This window comes from Lysinibacillus contaminans (assembly GCF_001278945.1).
Taxonomy (GTDB): Bacteria; Bacillota; Bacilli; order Bacillales_A; family Planococcaceae; genus Lysinibacillus; species Lysinibacillus contaminans.
Window position 1 is genome coordinate 265,275 of sequence record NZ_LGRV01000003.1, and the last position, 15,673, is coordinate 280,947.

Annotated in this window: 15 protein-coding genes and 1 pseudogene; 10 read left to right on the forward strand and 6 right to left on the reverse strand. The window is 33.8% G+C overall.

The window, feature by feature from the left end:
- Nucleotides 1–52: 52 nt before the first annotated feature.
- The 4 genes from AEA09_RS03680 (at nucleotide 53) to AEA09_RS03695 (ending at nucleotide 3,643) form a co-directional block, all read left to right on the forward strand.
- A complete protein-coding gene (locus AEA09_RS03680; protein ID WP_053582560.1) occupies nucleotides 53–388 on the forward strand; it encodes a PadR family transcriptional regulator in 336 nt (111 codons plus the stop codon).
- A 2-nt stretch (nucleotides 389–390) separates the two neighbouring features.
- Nucleotides 391–798: a DUF1700 domain-containing protein gene (locus AEA09_RS03685; RefSeq protein ID WP_053582561.1), complete on the forward strand. Its 408-nt coding sequence runs from the start codon at nucleotides 391–393 to the stop codon at nucleotides 796–798.
- Between the two features lie 279 nt (nucleotides 799–1,077).
- Nucleotides 1,078–1,764, forward strand: coding sequence for a hypothetical protein (locus AEA09_RS03690; RefSeq protein ID WP_053582562.1), 687 nt, complete (start codon nucleotides 1,078–1,080; stop codon nucleotides 1,762–1,764).
- A 982-nt stretch (nucleotides 1,765–2,746) separates the two neighbouring features.
- Entirely contained in the window at nucleotides 2,747–3,643 is an 897-nt protein-coding gene (locus AEA09_RS03695) for an FRG domain-containing protein (RefSeq protein ID WP_053582563.1), read from the forward strand.
- 321 nt (nucleotides 3,644–3,964) lie between these two features.
- On the opposite strand, the gene AEA09_RS03700 is transcribed toward AEA09_RS03695, so the two are convergent.
- Together AEA09_RS03700 and AEA09_RS03705 are read right to left on the reverse strand one after the other, a co-directional pair.
- Nucleotides 3,965–5,080, reverse strand: a complete 1,116-nt coding sequence (locus AEA09_RS03700; protein WP_053582564.1) for a site-specific integrase — start codon at nucleotides 5,078–5,080, stop codon at nucleotides 3,965–3,967.
- Nucleotides 5,081–5,218: 138 nt separating this feature from the next.
- The gene (locus tag AEA09_RS03705) at nucleotides 5,219–5,551 is read right to left on the reverse strand and encodes a DUF771 domain-containing protein (RefSeq protein WP_053582565.1); all 333 of its coding nucleotides are present in this window, start codon (nucleotides 5,549–5,551) and stop codon (nucleotides 5,219–5,221) included.
- Nucleotides 5,552–5,842: 291 nt separating this feature from the next.
- Here AEA09_RS03705 and AEA09_RS03710 point away from each other — a divergent pair, with 291 nt between their 5' ends.
- Nucleotides 5,843–6,235 carry a hypothetical protein gene (locus tag AEA09_RS03710; protein ID WP_053582566.1) on the forward strand — a complete coding sequence of 131 codons (393 nt, stop codon included), beginning with the start codon at nucleotides 5,843–5,845 and terminating at the stop codon, nucleotides 6,233–6,235.
- Nucleotides 6,232–6,687, forward strand: coding sequence for a hypothetical protein (locus AEA09_RS03715; protein WP_053582567.1), 456 nt, complete (start codon nucleotides 6,232–6,234; stop codon nucleotides 6,685–6,687). Before AEA09_RS03710 ends, AEA09_RS03715 begins: the two co-directional genes overlap by 4 nt.
- A gap of 275 nt (nucleotides 6,688–6,962) precedes the next feature.
- Here the strand turns inward: AEA09_RS03715 and AEA09_RS03720 are convergent, their stop codons facing one another.
- Nucleotides 6,963–8,201 (reverse strand): IS110 family RNA-guided transposase, encoded by a 1,239-nt coding sequence (locus AEA09_RS03720; RefSeq protein WP_053582568.1) that lies wholly within the window; start codon nucleotides 8,199–8,201, stop codon nucleotides 6,963–6,965.
- 430 nt (nucleotides 8,202–8,631) lie between these two features.
- Nucleotides 8,632–9,312, reverse strand: a complete 681-nt coding sequence (locus AEA09_RS03725; protein WP_053582569.1) for a TetR/AcrR family transcriptional regulator C-terminal domain-containing protein — start codon at nucleotides 9,310–9,312, stop codon at nucleotides 8,632–8,634.
- A gap of 130 nt (nucleotides 9,313–9,442) precedes the next feature.
- On the opposite strand from AEA09_RS03725, the gene AEA09_RS03730 reads away from it, so the two are divergent.
- Both AEA09_RS03730 and AEA09_RS03735 read left to right on the forward strand, forming a co-directional pair.
- Nucleotides 9,443–10,795: an MATE family efflux transporter gene (locus AEA09_RS03730; RefSeq protein ID WP_053582570.1), complete on the forward strand. Its 1,353-nt coding sequence runs from the start codon at nucleotides 9,443–9,445 to the stop codon at nucleotides 10,793–10,795.
- 490 nt (nucleotides 10,796–11,285) lie between these two features.
- Entirely contained in the window at nucleotides 11,286–11,642 is a 357-nt protein-coding gene (locus AEA09_RS03735; protein ID WP_053582571.1) for a DUF3221 domain-containing protein, read from the forward strand.
- Nucleotides 11,643–12,234: 592 nt separating this feature from the next.
- On the opposite strand, the gene AEA09_RS03740 is transcribed toward AEA09_RS03735, so the two are convergent.
- Nucleotides 12,235–12,765 carry a GNAT family N-acetyltransferase gene (locus AEA09_RS03740; RefSeq protein ID WP_053582572.1) on the reverse strand — a complete coding sequence of 177 codons (531 nt, stop codon included), beginning with the start codon at nucleotides 12,763–12,765 and terminating at the stop codon, nucleotides 12,235–12,237.
- Nucleotides 12,766–13,511: 746 nt separating this feature from the next.
- On the opposite strand from AEA09_RS03740, the gene AEA09_RS03750 reads away from it, so the two are divergent.
- The gene (locus AEA09_RS03750; protein ID WP_053584588.1) at nucleotides 13,512–14,021 is read left to right on the forward strand and encodes a DUF6584 family protein; all 510 of its coding nucleotides are present in this window, start codon (nucleotides 13,512–13,514) and stop codon (nucleotides 14,019–14,021) included.
- 470 nt (nucleotides 14,022–14,491) lie between these two features.
- A pseudogene (locus tag AEA09_RS03755) lies at nucleotides 14,492–15,056 on the forward strand (DUF2935 domain-containing protein).
- Nucleotides 15,057–15,201: 145 nt separating this feature from the next.
- Here AEA09_RS03755 and AEA09_RS03760 read toward each other — a convergent pair.
- A complete protein-coding gene (locus tag AEA09_RS03760) occupies nucleotides 15,202–15,531 on the reverse strand; it encodes a DUF378 domain-containing protein (protein WP_053582574.1) in 330 nt (109 codons plus the stop codon).
- Nucleotides 15,532–15,673: the final 142 nt, after the last annotated feature.

The window sequence follows — 15,673 nt, forward strand, 5'->3', positions numbered from 1 at the left end:
TCATTCATATATATCATTGAATTATATGCTTGAATAAGATATGATATGCGATATGGATAACAAAAATTACAATAATAATACTCAATATCTTAAAGGTTTATTTGAAATTGCCATTTTAATGATGCTTCAGAAAAAAACGATGTATGGCTATGAATTGACTAAAGAATTGAAAGAGAGTAATTGTTTTTCTATTTCTGATGGTTCGATTTATCCTATATTAAAACGTTTGACGGTCAATGATTATGTTGATGTATTTTCAGAAGAATACGAGGGGAGAATTAGAAAATATTATAGGATTACTGATTTGGGAAAATCATTAATAGAAAGTAGATTAAATGAATTAGAAGCGATATTTAAATATTTAGAAGAAATTAAGGAGATGAATTAAAAGTGGATAATCAGAAGATAAATGAATACATAAAGCAACTTGAAATTGAAATAAATATATTACCGAAAAAAGATAGAGATAATCATATTATGGAAGTGAAAGATCATTTATTGCAGTCAGTAAATGACGGTAAATCGGTAGACCAGGCATTAAAAGACTTTCTTCCACCTAATGAATTAGCTAAGGAAATTAAAGCTGAGTTTCAAAACTTATATAGTTCAGCTCCTATTGAAAAAAGTTTTCCAATAAAACAAAAAAAAAGTAACAAGAGAATATGGATAATATTATCTGTTTTAGTAAGTATAATATTACTTTCTATATTTGTAGCAATTGCTGTATTTATGGGAAATTCATCGGATAAACCTATTGATACTCCTGGAATTATTGAGTATGAAGAAATAAAAGACTAGCAAATATAAAACGAGTTATCTAACAGTCATATTTGTTAAATAACTCGTTTTTTGTTCGCGTTTTGAAGTATATTTCTAGTTATAACGTTATTTTACTATACCAATCCAGACGACCCACTTTATACCATGTAAATCTTAATATTTACATGGTATGATTTTTATTTGGAGAAAAATTTATACTCGAAATTACATATATATTCATTTTATGGACTATCAAGTAATTTAGTATGGCGTTCCTTCATAAATCAAAAAGATACTATATTAAGAGGAGAGTTCACTATGAAGAAAATATTTTTAACATTGTTAACAGCAATAGCGTTATTTTTAGTAACAGATGCAACAACATTGGCAGCTACGAATGATGAAAATTACGATGCTTACCCAGGACTAGAAAGAGTAGTTGACGAATTAAAAGCAGATGGAAGTAAAGAAGCTATTGTAAACCTTGAAAAAATTGAAGCGTTACCAGAAAAAGAATTAATCAATCTTAATGACATTCTTACTAATCCTGATCGACTAAGTGAAGAATTAAGCAACCCTGAAAACTTAACAGTAGAATCCATTGAAGTAGATTATACTAACGAAAATGGTTTGCGAAATCCATTTATGACTCCTTTCGCAACGACTTATAAAGGACAGGTTACAGTTGTAACAGCTTTAAACGCAGCAGGAATTGACCTTATTAAATATGAATTAACAGGTAAAGTTACTGTAAATAGCACAAAAACTAAATTTGTTAGTGCTGATAGTATGAATGGAATAGTTATTCGTAAATGGTTACCACAAGTAGTAACTAAAAAACTTAGTTCTACTAAAAGTGTTACAAGTACAAAATTTACTGGACAAGTTACTTTCAGTTATGATTTAGGTGTTGGTTCATGGGGTGTTGCTCGTATAGGAGTAGTACGTACAGGATTTACAGCAAACACTAAACAAGCACTTACTAAATGGTGTTATACTGAATAATAGAAAAAAAACCATTACTTTCAATAATAATATATTGAGAGTGATGGTTTTTTAGCTATTTTGTTCCAATTATAGGAGTTGCGCCTTGAATTGTTACCCAACCATGTTTCTCATGGGCATCAAGTTCTTGTTTTTTTAAGGACTAACTGCCAATTAAATTATATATGTATTTATTTTCATATACAATCCCCCATTTATAACTTTACTACAAAGTCACATAACCCTTCTGACACTAAGCTGCACTGTTTGTTTGAGTACATTTCTTCACAAAATTTCAATTTGCATTTCGGAATATATATCCATTTTTATAGTTCTGTTTCCAAAAGGGCTATAGTGAAGTAGTTTTTTTACTAACAGTAGGTCATTTTAATAAGGATGATCAATAATATGTTAGTTACACATTCCAATCATATTGGTATAATTTAACTGTCGCTAGATCTAAATTAAAAATGTGGAAACAATACATTATCTAGCAAAAAGCACTATATGGGAAATGGAAGAATGATAGAACAGGAAATGTATCTTAGAGCCACTGATTAAATTTCTAAAAGGCTAGGGGCGGCGTAGCAATAATCCATTCAGAAGATGAACAAAATTTTACTAGTGTTTCAACTGAAACAGCAAATTCGAGTGTAGATTTATGTATTGAAGTAGGAGCAATGTGCGATGCCCATAAATACAATGTACGTGTAGCCCACTGTCTGTGTATTGTATGAGATGATGAAAATAGCCTTTTTAAGGTGCTTTTGCTTTGCGGTATCTGTTAAGCAGATTACGTTTTGGGGGCGTAGACGTCTAGGTCAGTGTTACTACTCCCGATAAGGCTCTAAGGTTGATGACCTTAAATGAATTACAGTCATACCATTGGACAACTGCATATCCTGCAGAAGAATTAGAACATTATCTTTAATGATTGACCTAGAATTATAATGAAATTTCTAGTTTTTAAAATTTGTATTTACATTTAAAGGGGACTGACTAAATGGAAATGGTAAAGGATAAGGTTACAAATATAGAAGAGTTTTTCAAGCAACTACCAAGTTTAGATGTAAAGATTAGAGAGAATATTTTCTATCGAGGGCAAAGTAAAACTGATTATAAATTAACGCCTTCGATATTAAGAAATAATAATTTAAAGAATGAGAATAAAATCTATTCCGATATTATGACAGAATGTTCCCATGAATTTGAAGAAGTTAAATTACATAATGAGATTTTATCGAAGATGCAACATTATGGTGTATACACAAGGTTACTTGACGTTACCGTAAATGCGTTAGTAGCATTATATTTTGCTTGTGAGAATAATAAAGATGAAGATGGTGCCGTATTTGTTATTAGAACAAATGGTAGTGAAATTAAGCAGTTTGATAGCGATGTAATCTCAATTTTATCTTCTTTACCAAGATTCAAAATTGAAGAAAAAAAAATAATGAAGCAATTAGCTGAGGAGGCTAAGAATAAGCTTGAGGAGAATGTGAAAAGTGAAATAGCAATAATTCAAGATTTTAATGAGCACCATTTAATTAAAAGACTTCTGCACGAAATAAAAAAAGAAAAACCTGCTTTTGAAAACATTATTAATCCATGTGACTTATTAAATAATTATTTTTTCATACCACGAAAAAATAATGCGCGAATTATTAGACAAAGTGGAGCTTTTATGATTTTTGGGCTAGGTAATGAAGAATTTGAAGTTGAAGAAAATGCCGATAGAGATAGTGAGAAATCTTATAAAATAATAATAGATAGACAATCAAAACGTGAAATTATTGATCAATTGTCTATTTGTGGTATTTCTAAAGCTACATTACATCCTGAATTATATAAAGTTGCTGAATTTATAAAAGAAAAATACAATAAGCCGGAGTTTTATTAACTCTTTTGATGTTCAATAAGATTATGTATAGTACCAAATTTTAAGAAAACAGCCTATATATATTCAAACTTTTTTCAAAAGCTACATATAGAACAGGAGTGTTACTTAGATAAGCAAATTAAATAAAAAAGATTCAAAATCGTACGATAATCCATCCAATTATTATTCTTAAAGGAATAACTGTACTCGAGAGGATTTCACTAAAAATCTTGGGAAACTAGCCTCTTGTAGATTGTATAGAAAATTCGAGAAAAAAACCGCTTTAAGCCTTTAGTAGGATTAAAGCGGTTTTGCTTCTTTATAAGTTTGAAAACGATGTATCTACACAACAAGAAGTTGTTCAAAGATGTTACTAGTCTGTTCAGAGTCACGCTCTCGCAATTCTTTTAAGACGTGTGCATACGTAGATGTTGTAATGTCGATGTTAGAGTGTCCTAGACGTTCTGATACATATAAAATCGAAATACCTTTGTATAGTAAGATACTCGAGTGCGTGTGTCGTAGTCCATGGGCAGTAATGAGCGGTTTAATACTTAAGCGTTTTAGAATAGAACGAAGGGTATCATTTAGTCTATCGTTTGTGACAACGGATATATCCGAAGATGGTTCAAAGAAAACTAAGTTATACACATTCGCTGGATCATTTTTCACGGTAATTAGATGCTTCTTTAAAGCCTTCATTGTTAGTTTATCAATACTAATAGTCCGCTCCGACTTTTCGGTTTTTAAGGGACCAAAACCACCGCCTTCTTTATACTTCCATTGACGATGTACCTTTATGCGATTGTTTTTAAAGTCTAAGTCGTTAATACATAAGCCGATTAACTCTCCGTATCGTAGCCCTGTAGATAGAGCTAAAATTAGCATAATATTTTCAATCCCTTGGTCAATATTATTGTGTAAATCTTGTAGTAGCAATTGGCTGCTTGTATAATCAAGGAACTTTTCAGAACTCTTTTTACCGGATGAACCTGTGACAGTGACATTTCGAGTAAAATCATTTCTTAATAGTCCTTCATCTATAGCTTCCTTCAAACAGGTACGAATGTAACCATTTAGCTTTCGGTTAGTATCCTTTGCGCTTGTTTCTCCTAAGGCATTTAGGAAGTTTTGATAATCTCGCTTTGTGACTTTTTGAAGAGGCGCATCTTTAAAATGACTAAGCAATTTATTGTACGTTGCTTGATACGATTTTAATGTAATAGTACCAACATCATTCTTATAAGTCTGATACCATTCTAAAAAGTACTGAGCGAAGGCTATATCCTTTTTGATACCAATAATCCCTTGAGCTATATTTGCTTCAACTAGTGCTGCTGCTACAGACGCCTCTTTTTTAGTGCGAAATCCCCCCTTACGAATCGGTTTATATTTTCCATCTTCCATATAGCTTACAGTATATTGCCAAGTGTTTCCGCGTTTTGTGATACTTGCCATTGTTTGTTCCTCCGTTTCGACACATCAAGTGTCTATTATAATTTTCAGTTATAGCTACAGTATTCCCACTACTTCAGTGAGTTAAAAACTAGCCCCCAATTCTCGAAATAATTGCTCTCGTTAACTCTATAAAATTTATTATTTTTGTTTGGAATCATGAATGGCACTAAAGTTTTCATCTAGAAATTTCATCATTCTCTTTGCATGGAAACTCCATGGCTGTCCTTTTTTATAGGGATAAAAGACGAACCCTCCTAACGATGCATCCAGCTCTTTTTTGAATTTAGGGATATAGAGAATATTCTCTTTGATCCAATCTTGTTTCCTATTTACGTGGCCCTGTAAATCTTGCATTGACCAATAAACACCGTCTAATTGGTTTTTCTGTAATTCCTCTAACTCGAATTTGTCGACAATGACATACCCCTCAGGAATTTGAACAGTAACATTTAAGTTTAATTTTTGTTGCATTTGAATCTCCCTTTACCGAAATATTTAAACCATCCTAAAAAATATATAATCAATGAATGATTTCGAATACATTAGATTCTATGGGGTATGAAAAAACAACGGCAGATACTATAAATTTTAATGAGAATCTTATTGTTATCAAAAAAGGTGTTTAATAGAGAGAAAAAACGATTTAAGTAGTTTATTTCTGATCAAAAGATTTCTTCGATTTCGTTTTTTATATAAAGGTTGTTTGTTTTCTTGATTATTATTAAAAATTGAGTAGTTTATAGCGGAAAAGGAGGAGATGGAATGTATTTTTATCAAGTTCAGAAGCATTATCAACGAACTATCGCTAATAGTCGCATGAATGATGCGAATTATGTGTGTAGCTTAACGATGAATGCGAGTATTGTGTTGGCAATAATACAATCAATGAAAGAGACAAAGCAAAGAGTGGTAATAGATTTATCAAGACCAGAGATAGCGCAGCTAGTGAGTCATTTAGAAAAATGTATGCAAAATCGTTCTTACTTTAAAATGATTATCCGTGATTACAAGGCACTACTAACTCTAGAAGATTTCGATAAAGGGTTGGTAGAATTGACAGCTGTATGTCATTTTCTTTTAGAAGATCCATTACTGGAGACTAACAAAGTATCGTTTATTCAAACGTCGTTCTTAGAAGGGAGGGGGGAAAGATGAATATCTATTGTGTTGATAATGGAAAAGTTCTTGAAATGCTAGGAGAAGGAGCACAGATGTATGAAGTGGCTCAGAACTGTTTGCACCTGAAGAAGACAAAAACATTTTATTTACTGAATGCAACAACGTATGTATGGACTGATTTAGTTGGCTTTGAAACAACTTTTTGGGATGGTGTGCTAGGATATCAAGAACTAACGCGTGAGGGATTAGAGAAGTGGTGTTGGAAGCTGAGTGCAATATTACATAATGAGACGATATTAATGTGGCAACTAGGCGAACACATACATCAATACCTTTTTGATTATCGCGAAGTGCTGGAAGAACTACTAGGTTACTTAGAAGAAATTTTAAAATCGAGCGAATTCAAAAATTCGCGTTATATTATTGAGTTTGTTAGTGAAGGAGCGGAGCGGAAAGCTGCGGTGGATTGGTGGGAGTATGATTATTAGAAGATAAGGGCTTTCGTATAAAAAAGTTCAGCCAGAACTTTCTGGTTGAACTTTTTTATAGGGGGTCCCGTCAGATTTATGCGGATCTACAACGTTAAGCAAAGAAAAATCACGACGCTTTGGGTGTATTTTCTTATTCAACAAAACCAGCTAATAGTTGTCAAGATTTTTCAATAAAAAAATTAAAACCTACATGATATACTAAAAAAGGGTATACCAAATAAGCCTTCCTATAAAATTGGAAGGTTTTATTTAATGTAATTAGTTATTTCTTTTTAATCTGTATTTTGGAAGGTCATCTTCCTTTTAAGTAGGGCATAAATCCAATGTAAAAGCTTATTAGCACAAGCAATTATTGCTACTCTAAAAGGTTTTCCTTCTTCGCGTTTTTTATCGTAGAACTCTCTTAATTTCTTATTTCTAGGGATTATTTCATCACTTGTTTTTTGCTTACGTGCATCTCTTATACCGCATTGTACAGCCATAAACAACGCTTGTCTTAACCTGCTAGAACCTCTTTTGGTTATGCGATTTATTGAAGCAGTAAACCTACCAGAAGAGTAAACGCTAGGATCTATCCCAGCGAATGCTACTAGCTTTTTAGGATGATTAAACCGCTCTATCTCTCCTATTTCGGAGATGATTGTTGCCGCAATCTTTTCTCCAACTCCAGGGATAGACTGGATTATTTCATATTCTTCAATTTCTTTAGCGAGGGCATCTATTTCTGCTGCTAACTTTGATAGATGCTCTTGATATTGAAGAACAATGTTAATAAACATTCTTAGGTTAAAGATATGGCTTTGGTATAAGTTGTTTTGAAATGGATTACGTAATGCAGCTTCTCTCAATTTAATTGCTTTTTCTTTTGCCCATTTTTCTGAACGGGTTGTACATAATTCCGCAATTTTATTAGTAAGATCTAATTCGTTAACACTTAAAACCTCTTTGGAGGTTGGGAAGATTGATAGAATCTGTAACGAGATTTTTGAGTAGAGATTCCCAAAGACACCTCTATATTCAGGAAATACCTGATCTAATATTGATTGTAGCTGTAACTTTGTTTGTGCAGCCGTACTTGATACGGTTTCTTGTTGTCTAGTGAGATTACGAAGATTTAAGAGTTGTATGCCTCTTTTTTTATATGGTTCTAACTCTTCCTTGTAATATAGTTCACATAGATGATAGGCATCAATGGCATCGGTCTTTACTTTGCGTAAATTTGTACTTCTAGCACGATGAGAGATAAGTGGGTTTACAATAATATAGACGTATTGTTGCTCCTCCAAAAATTGAATGATAGGCATATGATATTGACCTGTAGATTCTAAAATAACCGAAGGTTGCTTACCATCAGCCACTTTCTCTATATCCCTTAGAAATCCTAATAAACCATCCAAACCATCAAGAGTATGTTTAATACTAAAGCTCTTACGATATGGTTTGCCTTTATCTAAAAAGGCTTGAACCTGACTTTCTCCTTTTGAAACATCCAGACCTACGACTGGATTCATAATCAAATCTCCTCCTTAAGAAAACTAAATTCGTCGGTAACCCCTAAAGCTGCTTGTAATGTCATAGGTTCGCTTGTTAAACGGGATCCTTGTCCCAACCAGCTCGAAACATGTTTATACAAGTAGGGGGTGAACAGTTTTGCGGACGGGATCAAGTCCCACGGGCCAGACGTTCTACCCCGACTACCGTTATAATAAGACCTAAAAGAAAAAGGTCAACCAGAAAAATCTGGCTAACCTCATATTACGATCGGGCCATAGTGTTGAATAACATCCTTTTATGAAATGTCCCCAAATCCCGCTTTGTTTGCTTCAACTAACGAAGCACTTAGTTAGGACTTCTGTAGATTGTAGAAGACCTTCTAACTGGTAATAATACATAGCTAGCGTATCAGCCCATCCGATAACTGGATGGGCGTTTTTTTTACATTTACTCCACCTGTTCCTTAATCACCTGCTCGACTCCGAGCAAAATCAACTTTAAACCAAATTCAAATGCTCTGTCAGTACCCATCAGCTCAAACAGTCCGTTCGTGAACATCCTCCGGAACAGTCCCACATCCGTCTCATTCATAGAGTCTAGAAGGCGAATCATTTCTTCTCCCGGAGGCGTTTCATTGTCCTTAAGGATAGCGGAGACATTGCGTTGATGTTGATAATCGTCTAGAACGAAGTAGTAGACATAGTTAACAAGTGTAGTAACCACTTGTATTTTCTGCTCTTGCTCAAGCGGTGTTGATTCCACACATAGCAGCATCCGGTTGGTGAATCGGATGATATCTGGTTCGTGGGGCAGTGTCATCATCATAATCTGCGTAGAGCAAGGATAGCGGCTGAGCACACTTCTTACCGTTAGGGCAAGCTCAGTCAACTGTTCCTTCCAATCCCCTTCAGAGTGGAATTCCTCCAAAATTATTTTAGATACCTGGTTGGCGAGACGCTGGTAGAGATTTTGTTTGCTCTTGAAGTACCAATACAAAGAGGGCGCCTGAATTCCGAGCCTGTCTGCCAATCGTCTCATACTGAGTTTCTCGATACCCTCCTCTCCAAGAAGCTCCCATGAGGCTTCAAAAATTTTATCCTCCGAAATCTGAGGCTGCTGTTTTTTCATTGGTATCCTCCATTTCATCTAACACTGTAAGTTTATGCTTTACAGATTCATAAGTTCATGATAACATCTAACACTGTAAGATTCAAACTAACATCGTTAGATAAATGTTTAAAAGAAAGAAGTGATCCACATGGATGCAGAAAACCTCTATTACTTTGAAAAAGCACCGGTCGCAAAGGCTGTAGCTCACTTTGCTGTACCGATGATGCTAGGCACATCAATGAGTGTCATATATTCCATCTTGAATGCCTATTTCCTTGGTATGCTACATAATACTGCCATGTTAACTGCACTCGCATTAACCTTGCCGTTATTCGCGATCATTATGGCGCTAGGAAATTTGATTGGCATGGGGAGTGGTACATTCATCTCACGTTTGCTGGGAGAGAAAAAATATGATGATGTAAAGCATGTGTCTTCATTTGCCTTTTACAGCAGCTTAGTTCTCGGTCTTATCGCGATAGCTGTAGGCCTCCCATTGATTGATCAAATCGTTTATGGCCTTGGGGCAACGTCTGACTCCTTCGAATTTACAAAGGACTATGTCACAATTATGATCATGGGCTCACCATTCGTCATATTGTTCTTCACACTGGAGAATATCGTGCGCTCAGAAGGTGCAGCAATCACGTCTATGATTGGTATGATTATCAGCGTTGTCGTGAATATTATTCTAGATGCACTATTCATTTTCGTCTTCCATTGGAGCGTAACTGGGGTTGCGACCGCTACGGTAATTTCGAACGTTGTTGCCAGTGCATTTTACGCTTTTCATATAAGATATAAAAGCCAATTCTTAACCGTATCAGCAAAATGGTTCAAGGCTACTAAAGAGATTCTGAGTAATGTAGTTAAAATCGGTGTTCCCATCTTTATTATGAGTATCTTTTTGGGTGCAATGTCGCTCATCTTAAACCACTTTCTTATAGAATATGGGGATCAGGCAGTAGCAGCTTACGGGATCTCATCACGTTTATTGCAATTTCCTGAGTTTATCCTGATGGGCTTATGTGAGGGAGTAGTGCCGCTTATCGCTTTTTCTTTTACAGCGAATAAAATGCGCATGAAGCATACAATCGGATTTACAATTAAAACAATTGTGGCGTTAGCCTTCCTATTCGGTGTTATCGTTTTTCTGATATCTGATAACTTAATTGGTTTATTTACGAATGACCCACATTTAATTGAGATGGGAAGTTACATACTGCATGTAACGTTCTTATCCTTGTTTATTACCGGAATGACCACGTTGTTTACGGGTATATTTCAAGCAACTGCACAAGGAACTGCTGCGTTTATTATGTCAATTATTCAAGGAATTACACTAATTCCTATGTTGTTTATCGCCAATCATATGTACGGATTCCACGGAGTAATCTGGTCGCTTGTCATTGCAGATGCCTTATCATTCCTTGTGGGTGCTATCATGCTGTATGTTTTACGGAACAAATTGCAGCCGGATTTAGATAGTTTAATACAGTAGAAAAAATAAAACTTATAAAAAAGCGTTGGGAGAAATCCCGACGCTTCATGCTCTATAAAACATGTTCGTTTTACGTTCCGGAGAAGCAAACAGCTCTATCTGAAAATAGCTCAGCAAAGAAGCTATACAAGTCATTGCTTTGGGATTTAACGAGAGCTTGAGTGAAACAAGGATTAAAAAAGTATACAAAATAAACCTAATAAACGTTCCCAAATGAAAGCTTGGTAACATTTCAAACAGCGACAAACACTGTTAAATCAGTGTTTGTCGCTGTTTTTTATAGAAAATAACACGCTGAGACGCTGCGAAAAATAATTTTAAAGAAGACTGTTCGATCCACTTGTTCTGAATGGCGGTAACATATAGATAGAATCTCAATGAAATGTTACCAAAGGACGCTTTGGTAACTTTATTTATTTACTAAATTTGTTTAACATAAGTCGTAAACAAACTATTACATAAAGACTAATTCAATAGGGAGGGAAGATTATTGAAAAAATTACTCGCTTTATTTATTGCATTGAGTTTCCTAGTAGTTGGTTGTGGACAAGAAGAAACAAATTTGGAACAACAAGAAGGCATTATTGTAGATATAAAGGAGCATCCAGATGGGAGAAATCAAATATTGGTTGTACCAAATATTCTTGATGAAGATATTTCTAATAAGAAGCTGGACGAATTAATAAAGCTTGCTCAGGAAAAGGGCGGAGCATATTATAGTTTTGAAATTGGTAAGTATGAAGAATTAGAAGTAGGAGCCCACGTAATTGTATATTGGAATGGACTCCAATTAGATTCTAATCCCCCTCAACGTGGATTAGAAAAGGTAGATATAATATCAAAATAACTAACAAATTATATAATGATTCTTCAGAATATCTTAGTTCATTAAAGATTTATAATGTATGCAAAACTAATCTAAATAACGTTCCCAAACGCAAGTTTGGGTCCATAACAAAACACTTAAAACGTTGTCATATCAATGTTTTAAGTGTTTTTCTTTATTATATTCATATACAGCTTTTTATGCACAATCGTTTGAACCTAGAGATAACTAAGTTTTCAACGATGTTCAAAAAAACTGCACTGGCACACGTGCTGCATAAAATATTGCATACGCAGCCCATTCCTTACCGTTGTAAATCCGCATTTTTCTGACGGGACCCCTTATAATATGAAACCCGCTAATGGTTTGTGAAGAATTACACTTAAACGAGAAGAAGAAGGTTACTTTAAACAGATATACCAAAGTGGAATTTTATTTTCCATTACTATATTGATTGAATATCTGAAGGAAAAGGTTCAGTAAGAAACATTAGAGGTTAAAGAATAATAACATGACATATTGTAACTTCAATTGTGACAAATCCTAAAGCAATATGGTCACATAAAAATAAAGGCCTAAATCTCAATAAAGATATAGGCCTGGGAATTCTAAATCAATCTGTTTTTAATAACGAATACATATTGATGTCAATAAAGTTTCCTCTAGATTTTTCGTACTGTCTAAGCGTTCCTTCAAATGTGAAATTAAGTTTTTGTAAAACCTTGATAGAATTCACATTCGCAGGTTCTACCTTTGCTTCTATTCTATTTAGTTTCAAAGTTTCGAAAGCATAATTAAGTAATGCACTTATACCTTCTGGAGCATACCCCATGCCCCAATAGGCTTTAGCGATATCATAACCAATTTCTGCCTTAGCGTTTTCAAAGTCTATAGAATTGAATCCACACGTACCTATTATTTCGTTGGATTTTCGCTCAATCATGCTGAACCGAATAGCTTCACTAGCCTGAGCCAAATCCTCAAGAAGTTCAATCATTTCTTTTGCTTGAGCCTCATGTGTAAAGCTAGAGATGTTCATGAATTTAGTTACATCTGGATCAGACCAAATTTTAAACAAGCTATGTGAGTCTGAAACTTCCATTCTTCTTAAATGCAATCTTTGGGTGTTTAGTTCTTTTATCAATACTTGTACCTCCAATATTTTTAATCAGTTAGATAAAAAATATTGCCCACTGCGCATAGTTCAGTCCCTTCAAGGTTGTATGTTTTAATGATACAAAGAGTAACAAAATAAAGGAACATTAGCAAATACTTTTTACACCTTATCATTTGATGAAATACCTAAAAAGATTTATTTAGCATTTCTATAACTTTAGAAAAATTATTGAATACTTTGAGAAAATTAACAAATAAGGCAATCCACTACATATTACGAATAACCAAGAATTTGTGAAGAATCATACTTTAACTAACGGAGAGCGATTGCCCATTTAGAGCGGTTGTTTCTTGTGCTAACGGGCAGCATTCCATCGGTGCAGTTTAATTAAATGTGGGAAAAATTACATATATAAATTAAGGCAATACATTGTTAAGATTTGATAGGTCAAGTGTTCTAGGGAAAGAAATTAGAACGGAGGCGTTTCTTCAACGAAGCAGCTTAGTAAAAAGAATTGAGGATATATGACATATAAAAAAGCTTACATAATACTGTCCATTTATTTTTTGGTAGCATTTGTTTGTATGTTCATTTTTGAAAATTCAACATTGAATGCCTTTTTAATTGTGGGCTTGATCGTTTTATGCCCTCTTTTAAAAGGTTATGCCAAGGATAATGAAAATCAACAACAAAAAAAAGTATAAGCAACAATCTATACGAAAACAGCCAAAAATAATTAGAGTAAGGAATTAGGATAAAAGAGGGTGTTTTTTATTGAAAAGAAAATTTCAAAGACTTTAAAGCGAATAGAAGAGGATATTAAAAATGATAATTTGGGGAAAGCAAGGGATAGATTACACGGGTTAATATCAACCTTTCCTAATGAATTAGAACTCCGTAAAAAGTTGGGAGACATTTATTTCGAGTTAAAATATCCTGCAATGGCTGGTCGATACTGGTATTTAGAAAAGAATAAGACTCCAAAAATGGTACGTGCGTGTCTTAAATTTGAAAACTCTATGGGAAATGACATCAATAATATAGCAAGAGCTTTAAAGTATAAAGGTGATATTGAACTTTTAAAAGGACTGGAATTAGACCCAGTACTTGTATCTATTCAATATAAAGAAAAAGAAAAAGAAAAAGAAAAAGAAAAAGAAAAAGAAGTATTAGTAGAAGAACCAGATGTTAGGTTAATTATGTTTGGTTGTCTTTTAATAATAATATTAGTAATTATTCTTGCATCAGTTGGAGTTTATACATTCTTTAACTGGATTTTTTAAATTGTAATTAGTTTTTCATTAGAGGATAATTGAATGAATTTTCTTACTAACAGGGGCGAATATTAACCAAGTATATTTATGCTCATCCGCCGGAAGGGGTGCCTCTAGAACAAGCAGAACTTAGAAGTATGATCATGTACTATGGCGGAGATGTAATTGATGCTTTAATAATCTTCATACTTTGCTTGCAATGGTTCAGAGCCCTAAGGACTCGAGAAATGAACAGTAGAGCAGTAAAAGGATTTTAAAAAAGACAATTTTCGTAAAAGTGTAAAGATTGATGACCAGCAAAGCTAATTTAGCCTAGTGGGTCTTTTTTGTATCTAATAAATACCCTTTCTTTTGCTTTAATACCAACTAATCTACCGAAAGCAATTACGCCTTAACTTTTGGATATAATTAGCAACCTTTATTAGATGTTAAGAAGAATAGAATGATTAGACGTAAAGGATTAAAGGTGATGAGAATGGTTGTTAAATTATGTACAGCAGGCAGTATTTGAACATAAGTTTTGGCTAGAAATATTGAAAGATCATGGTCAATTTATTCATGATTCTCTGTATCCATCGGAGAATGAGAATATTAAAACGGCCAATTCATACATTCATCAATTTTCCCAGCTACTAGCCTTTGCAAATTCAATTAATGCATCCAATGAAGCAGTCACTTTCTCTCTAACTGTGGATGAGGTCGTTAAGCAATTCAAACAATTTAAATTTCATATTCTAAGACACCAATTGTCTGGAAATATAGAGCAATACTTTTGCCCAACATTTTGCCCAATTTTATTTAAAGGCAGTAGAACTAACAGGTTACTTACGTTCCAATATAAATTCATTTCCAGCATTATCACGTTTTAATAAAGATGTAGAGATCGAAATAAAATTATTTAAAACTTTTTTACGAGAGTTAGAGGAAATGGAACTAAGTGCTGAAGTATTAGGTACATTTCCAGCTTCGATGGCTGATCATATGTGGAGGGAGGAACAGTATTATTTAACAAAGCTTGCACAAGCAAGTGGTGAGGAAGTATAGAGGTCATCAACAAAGTGTTTATATCGAGAACGATTTAGTAATTTCAATGTATTCTTGTAAATACAAAGGAACACGCATAAAAAAACCAGGTACTCACTTTTATTCATGAGCCTGGCCTTTTTTACGTAAATAGCCGTATGGTAAATTATTTCTTATTTTTAAGATCTTTATTTTTTTGTTTTGATACATCTGAGAAATCTGCTTCTTTACCAGCTTCCATGTTATAACTCGGTTTGTTGTTTACACGTGTATGTGAATTGGAAGCAACATCCTCATCGTCATTTAATGGTTTCATAAGAATCGGTATAGATATCAAGCCGGCAAGTCCAACAAGAGCATAAATCACTCTCGACAACGCTGCCGTTTGCCCGCCAAATAAATAAGCCACTAAATCAAATCTGAAAAATCCAATTAGTCCCCAGTTTATTGCACCAATAATCACCAGAACTAAGGCGATTCTATATACTGTTCCCATCATATAACATCTCCTTCATTTTTAGATACAAAGCTCTTTATGCTTACAAAATACACAAGAACCCGCTATCTATATCTCTTCTTTAATTTCCCCAATAACCGTTTTTTTATACAAAGTTATAAGAAATGAAAGTTAATTAAAG

Bases quoted from the DNA above. Each gene is read 5' to 3' on its own strand.
- AEA09_RS03690 (WP_053582562.1), top strand. From the start codon at position 1,078: ATGAAGAAAATATTTTTAACATTGTTAACAGCAATAGCGTTATTTTTA.
- AEA09_RS03760 (WP_053582574.1), bottom strand. From the start codon at position 15,531: ATGGGAACAGTATATAGAATCGCCTTAGTTCTGGTGATTATTGGTGCA.
- AEA09_RS03725 (WP_053582569.1), bottom strand. From the start codon at position 9,312: ATGAAAAAACAGCAGCCTCAGATTTCGGAGGATAAAATTTTTGAAGCC.
- AEA09_RS03710 (WP_053582566.1), top strand. From the start codon at position 5,843: ATGTATTTTTATCAAGTTCAGAAGCATTATCAACGAACTATCGCTAAT.
- AEA09_RS03705 (WP_053582565.1), bottom strand. From the start codon at position 5,551: ATGCAACAAAAATTAAACTTAAATGTTACTGTTCAAATTCCTGAGGGG.
- AEA09_RS03680 (WP_053582560.1), top strand. From the start codon at position 53: ATGGATAACAAAAATTACAATAATAATACTCAATATCTTAAAGGTTTA.
- AEA09_RS03730 (WP_053582570.1), top strand. From the start codon at position 9,443: ATGGATGCAGAAAACCTCTATTACTTTGAAAAAGCACCGGTCGCAAAG.
- AEA09_RS03715 (WP_053582567.1), top strand. From the start codon at position 6,232: ATGAATATCTATTGTGTTGATAATGGAAAAGTTCTTGAAATGCTAGGA.
- AEA09_RS03700 (WP_053582564.1), bottom strand. From the start codon at position 5,080: ATGGCAAGTATCACAAAACGCGGAAACACTTGGCAATATACTGTAAGC.
- AEA09_RS03720 (WP_053582568.1), bottom strand. From the start codon at position 8,201: ATGAATCCAGTCGTAGGTCTGGATGTTTCAAAAGGAGAAAGTCAGGTT.
- AEA09_RS03695 (WP_053582563.1), top strand. From the start codon at position 2,747: ATGGAAATGGTAAAGGATAAGGTTACAAATATAGAAGAGTTTTTCAAG.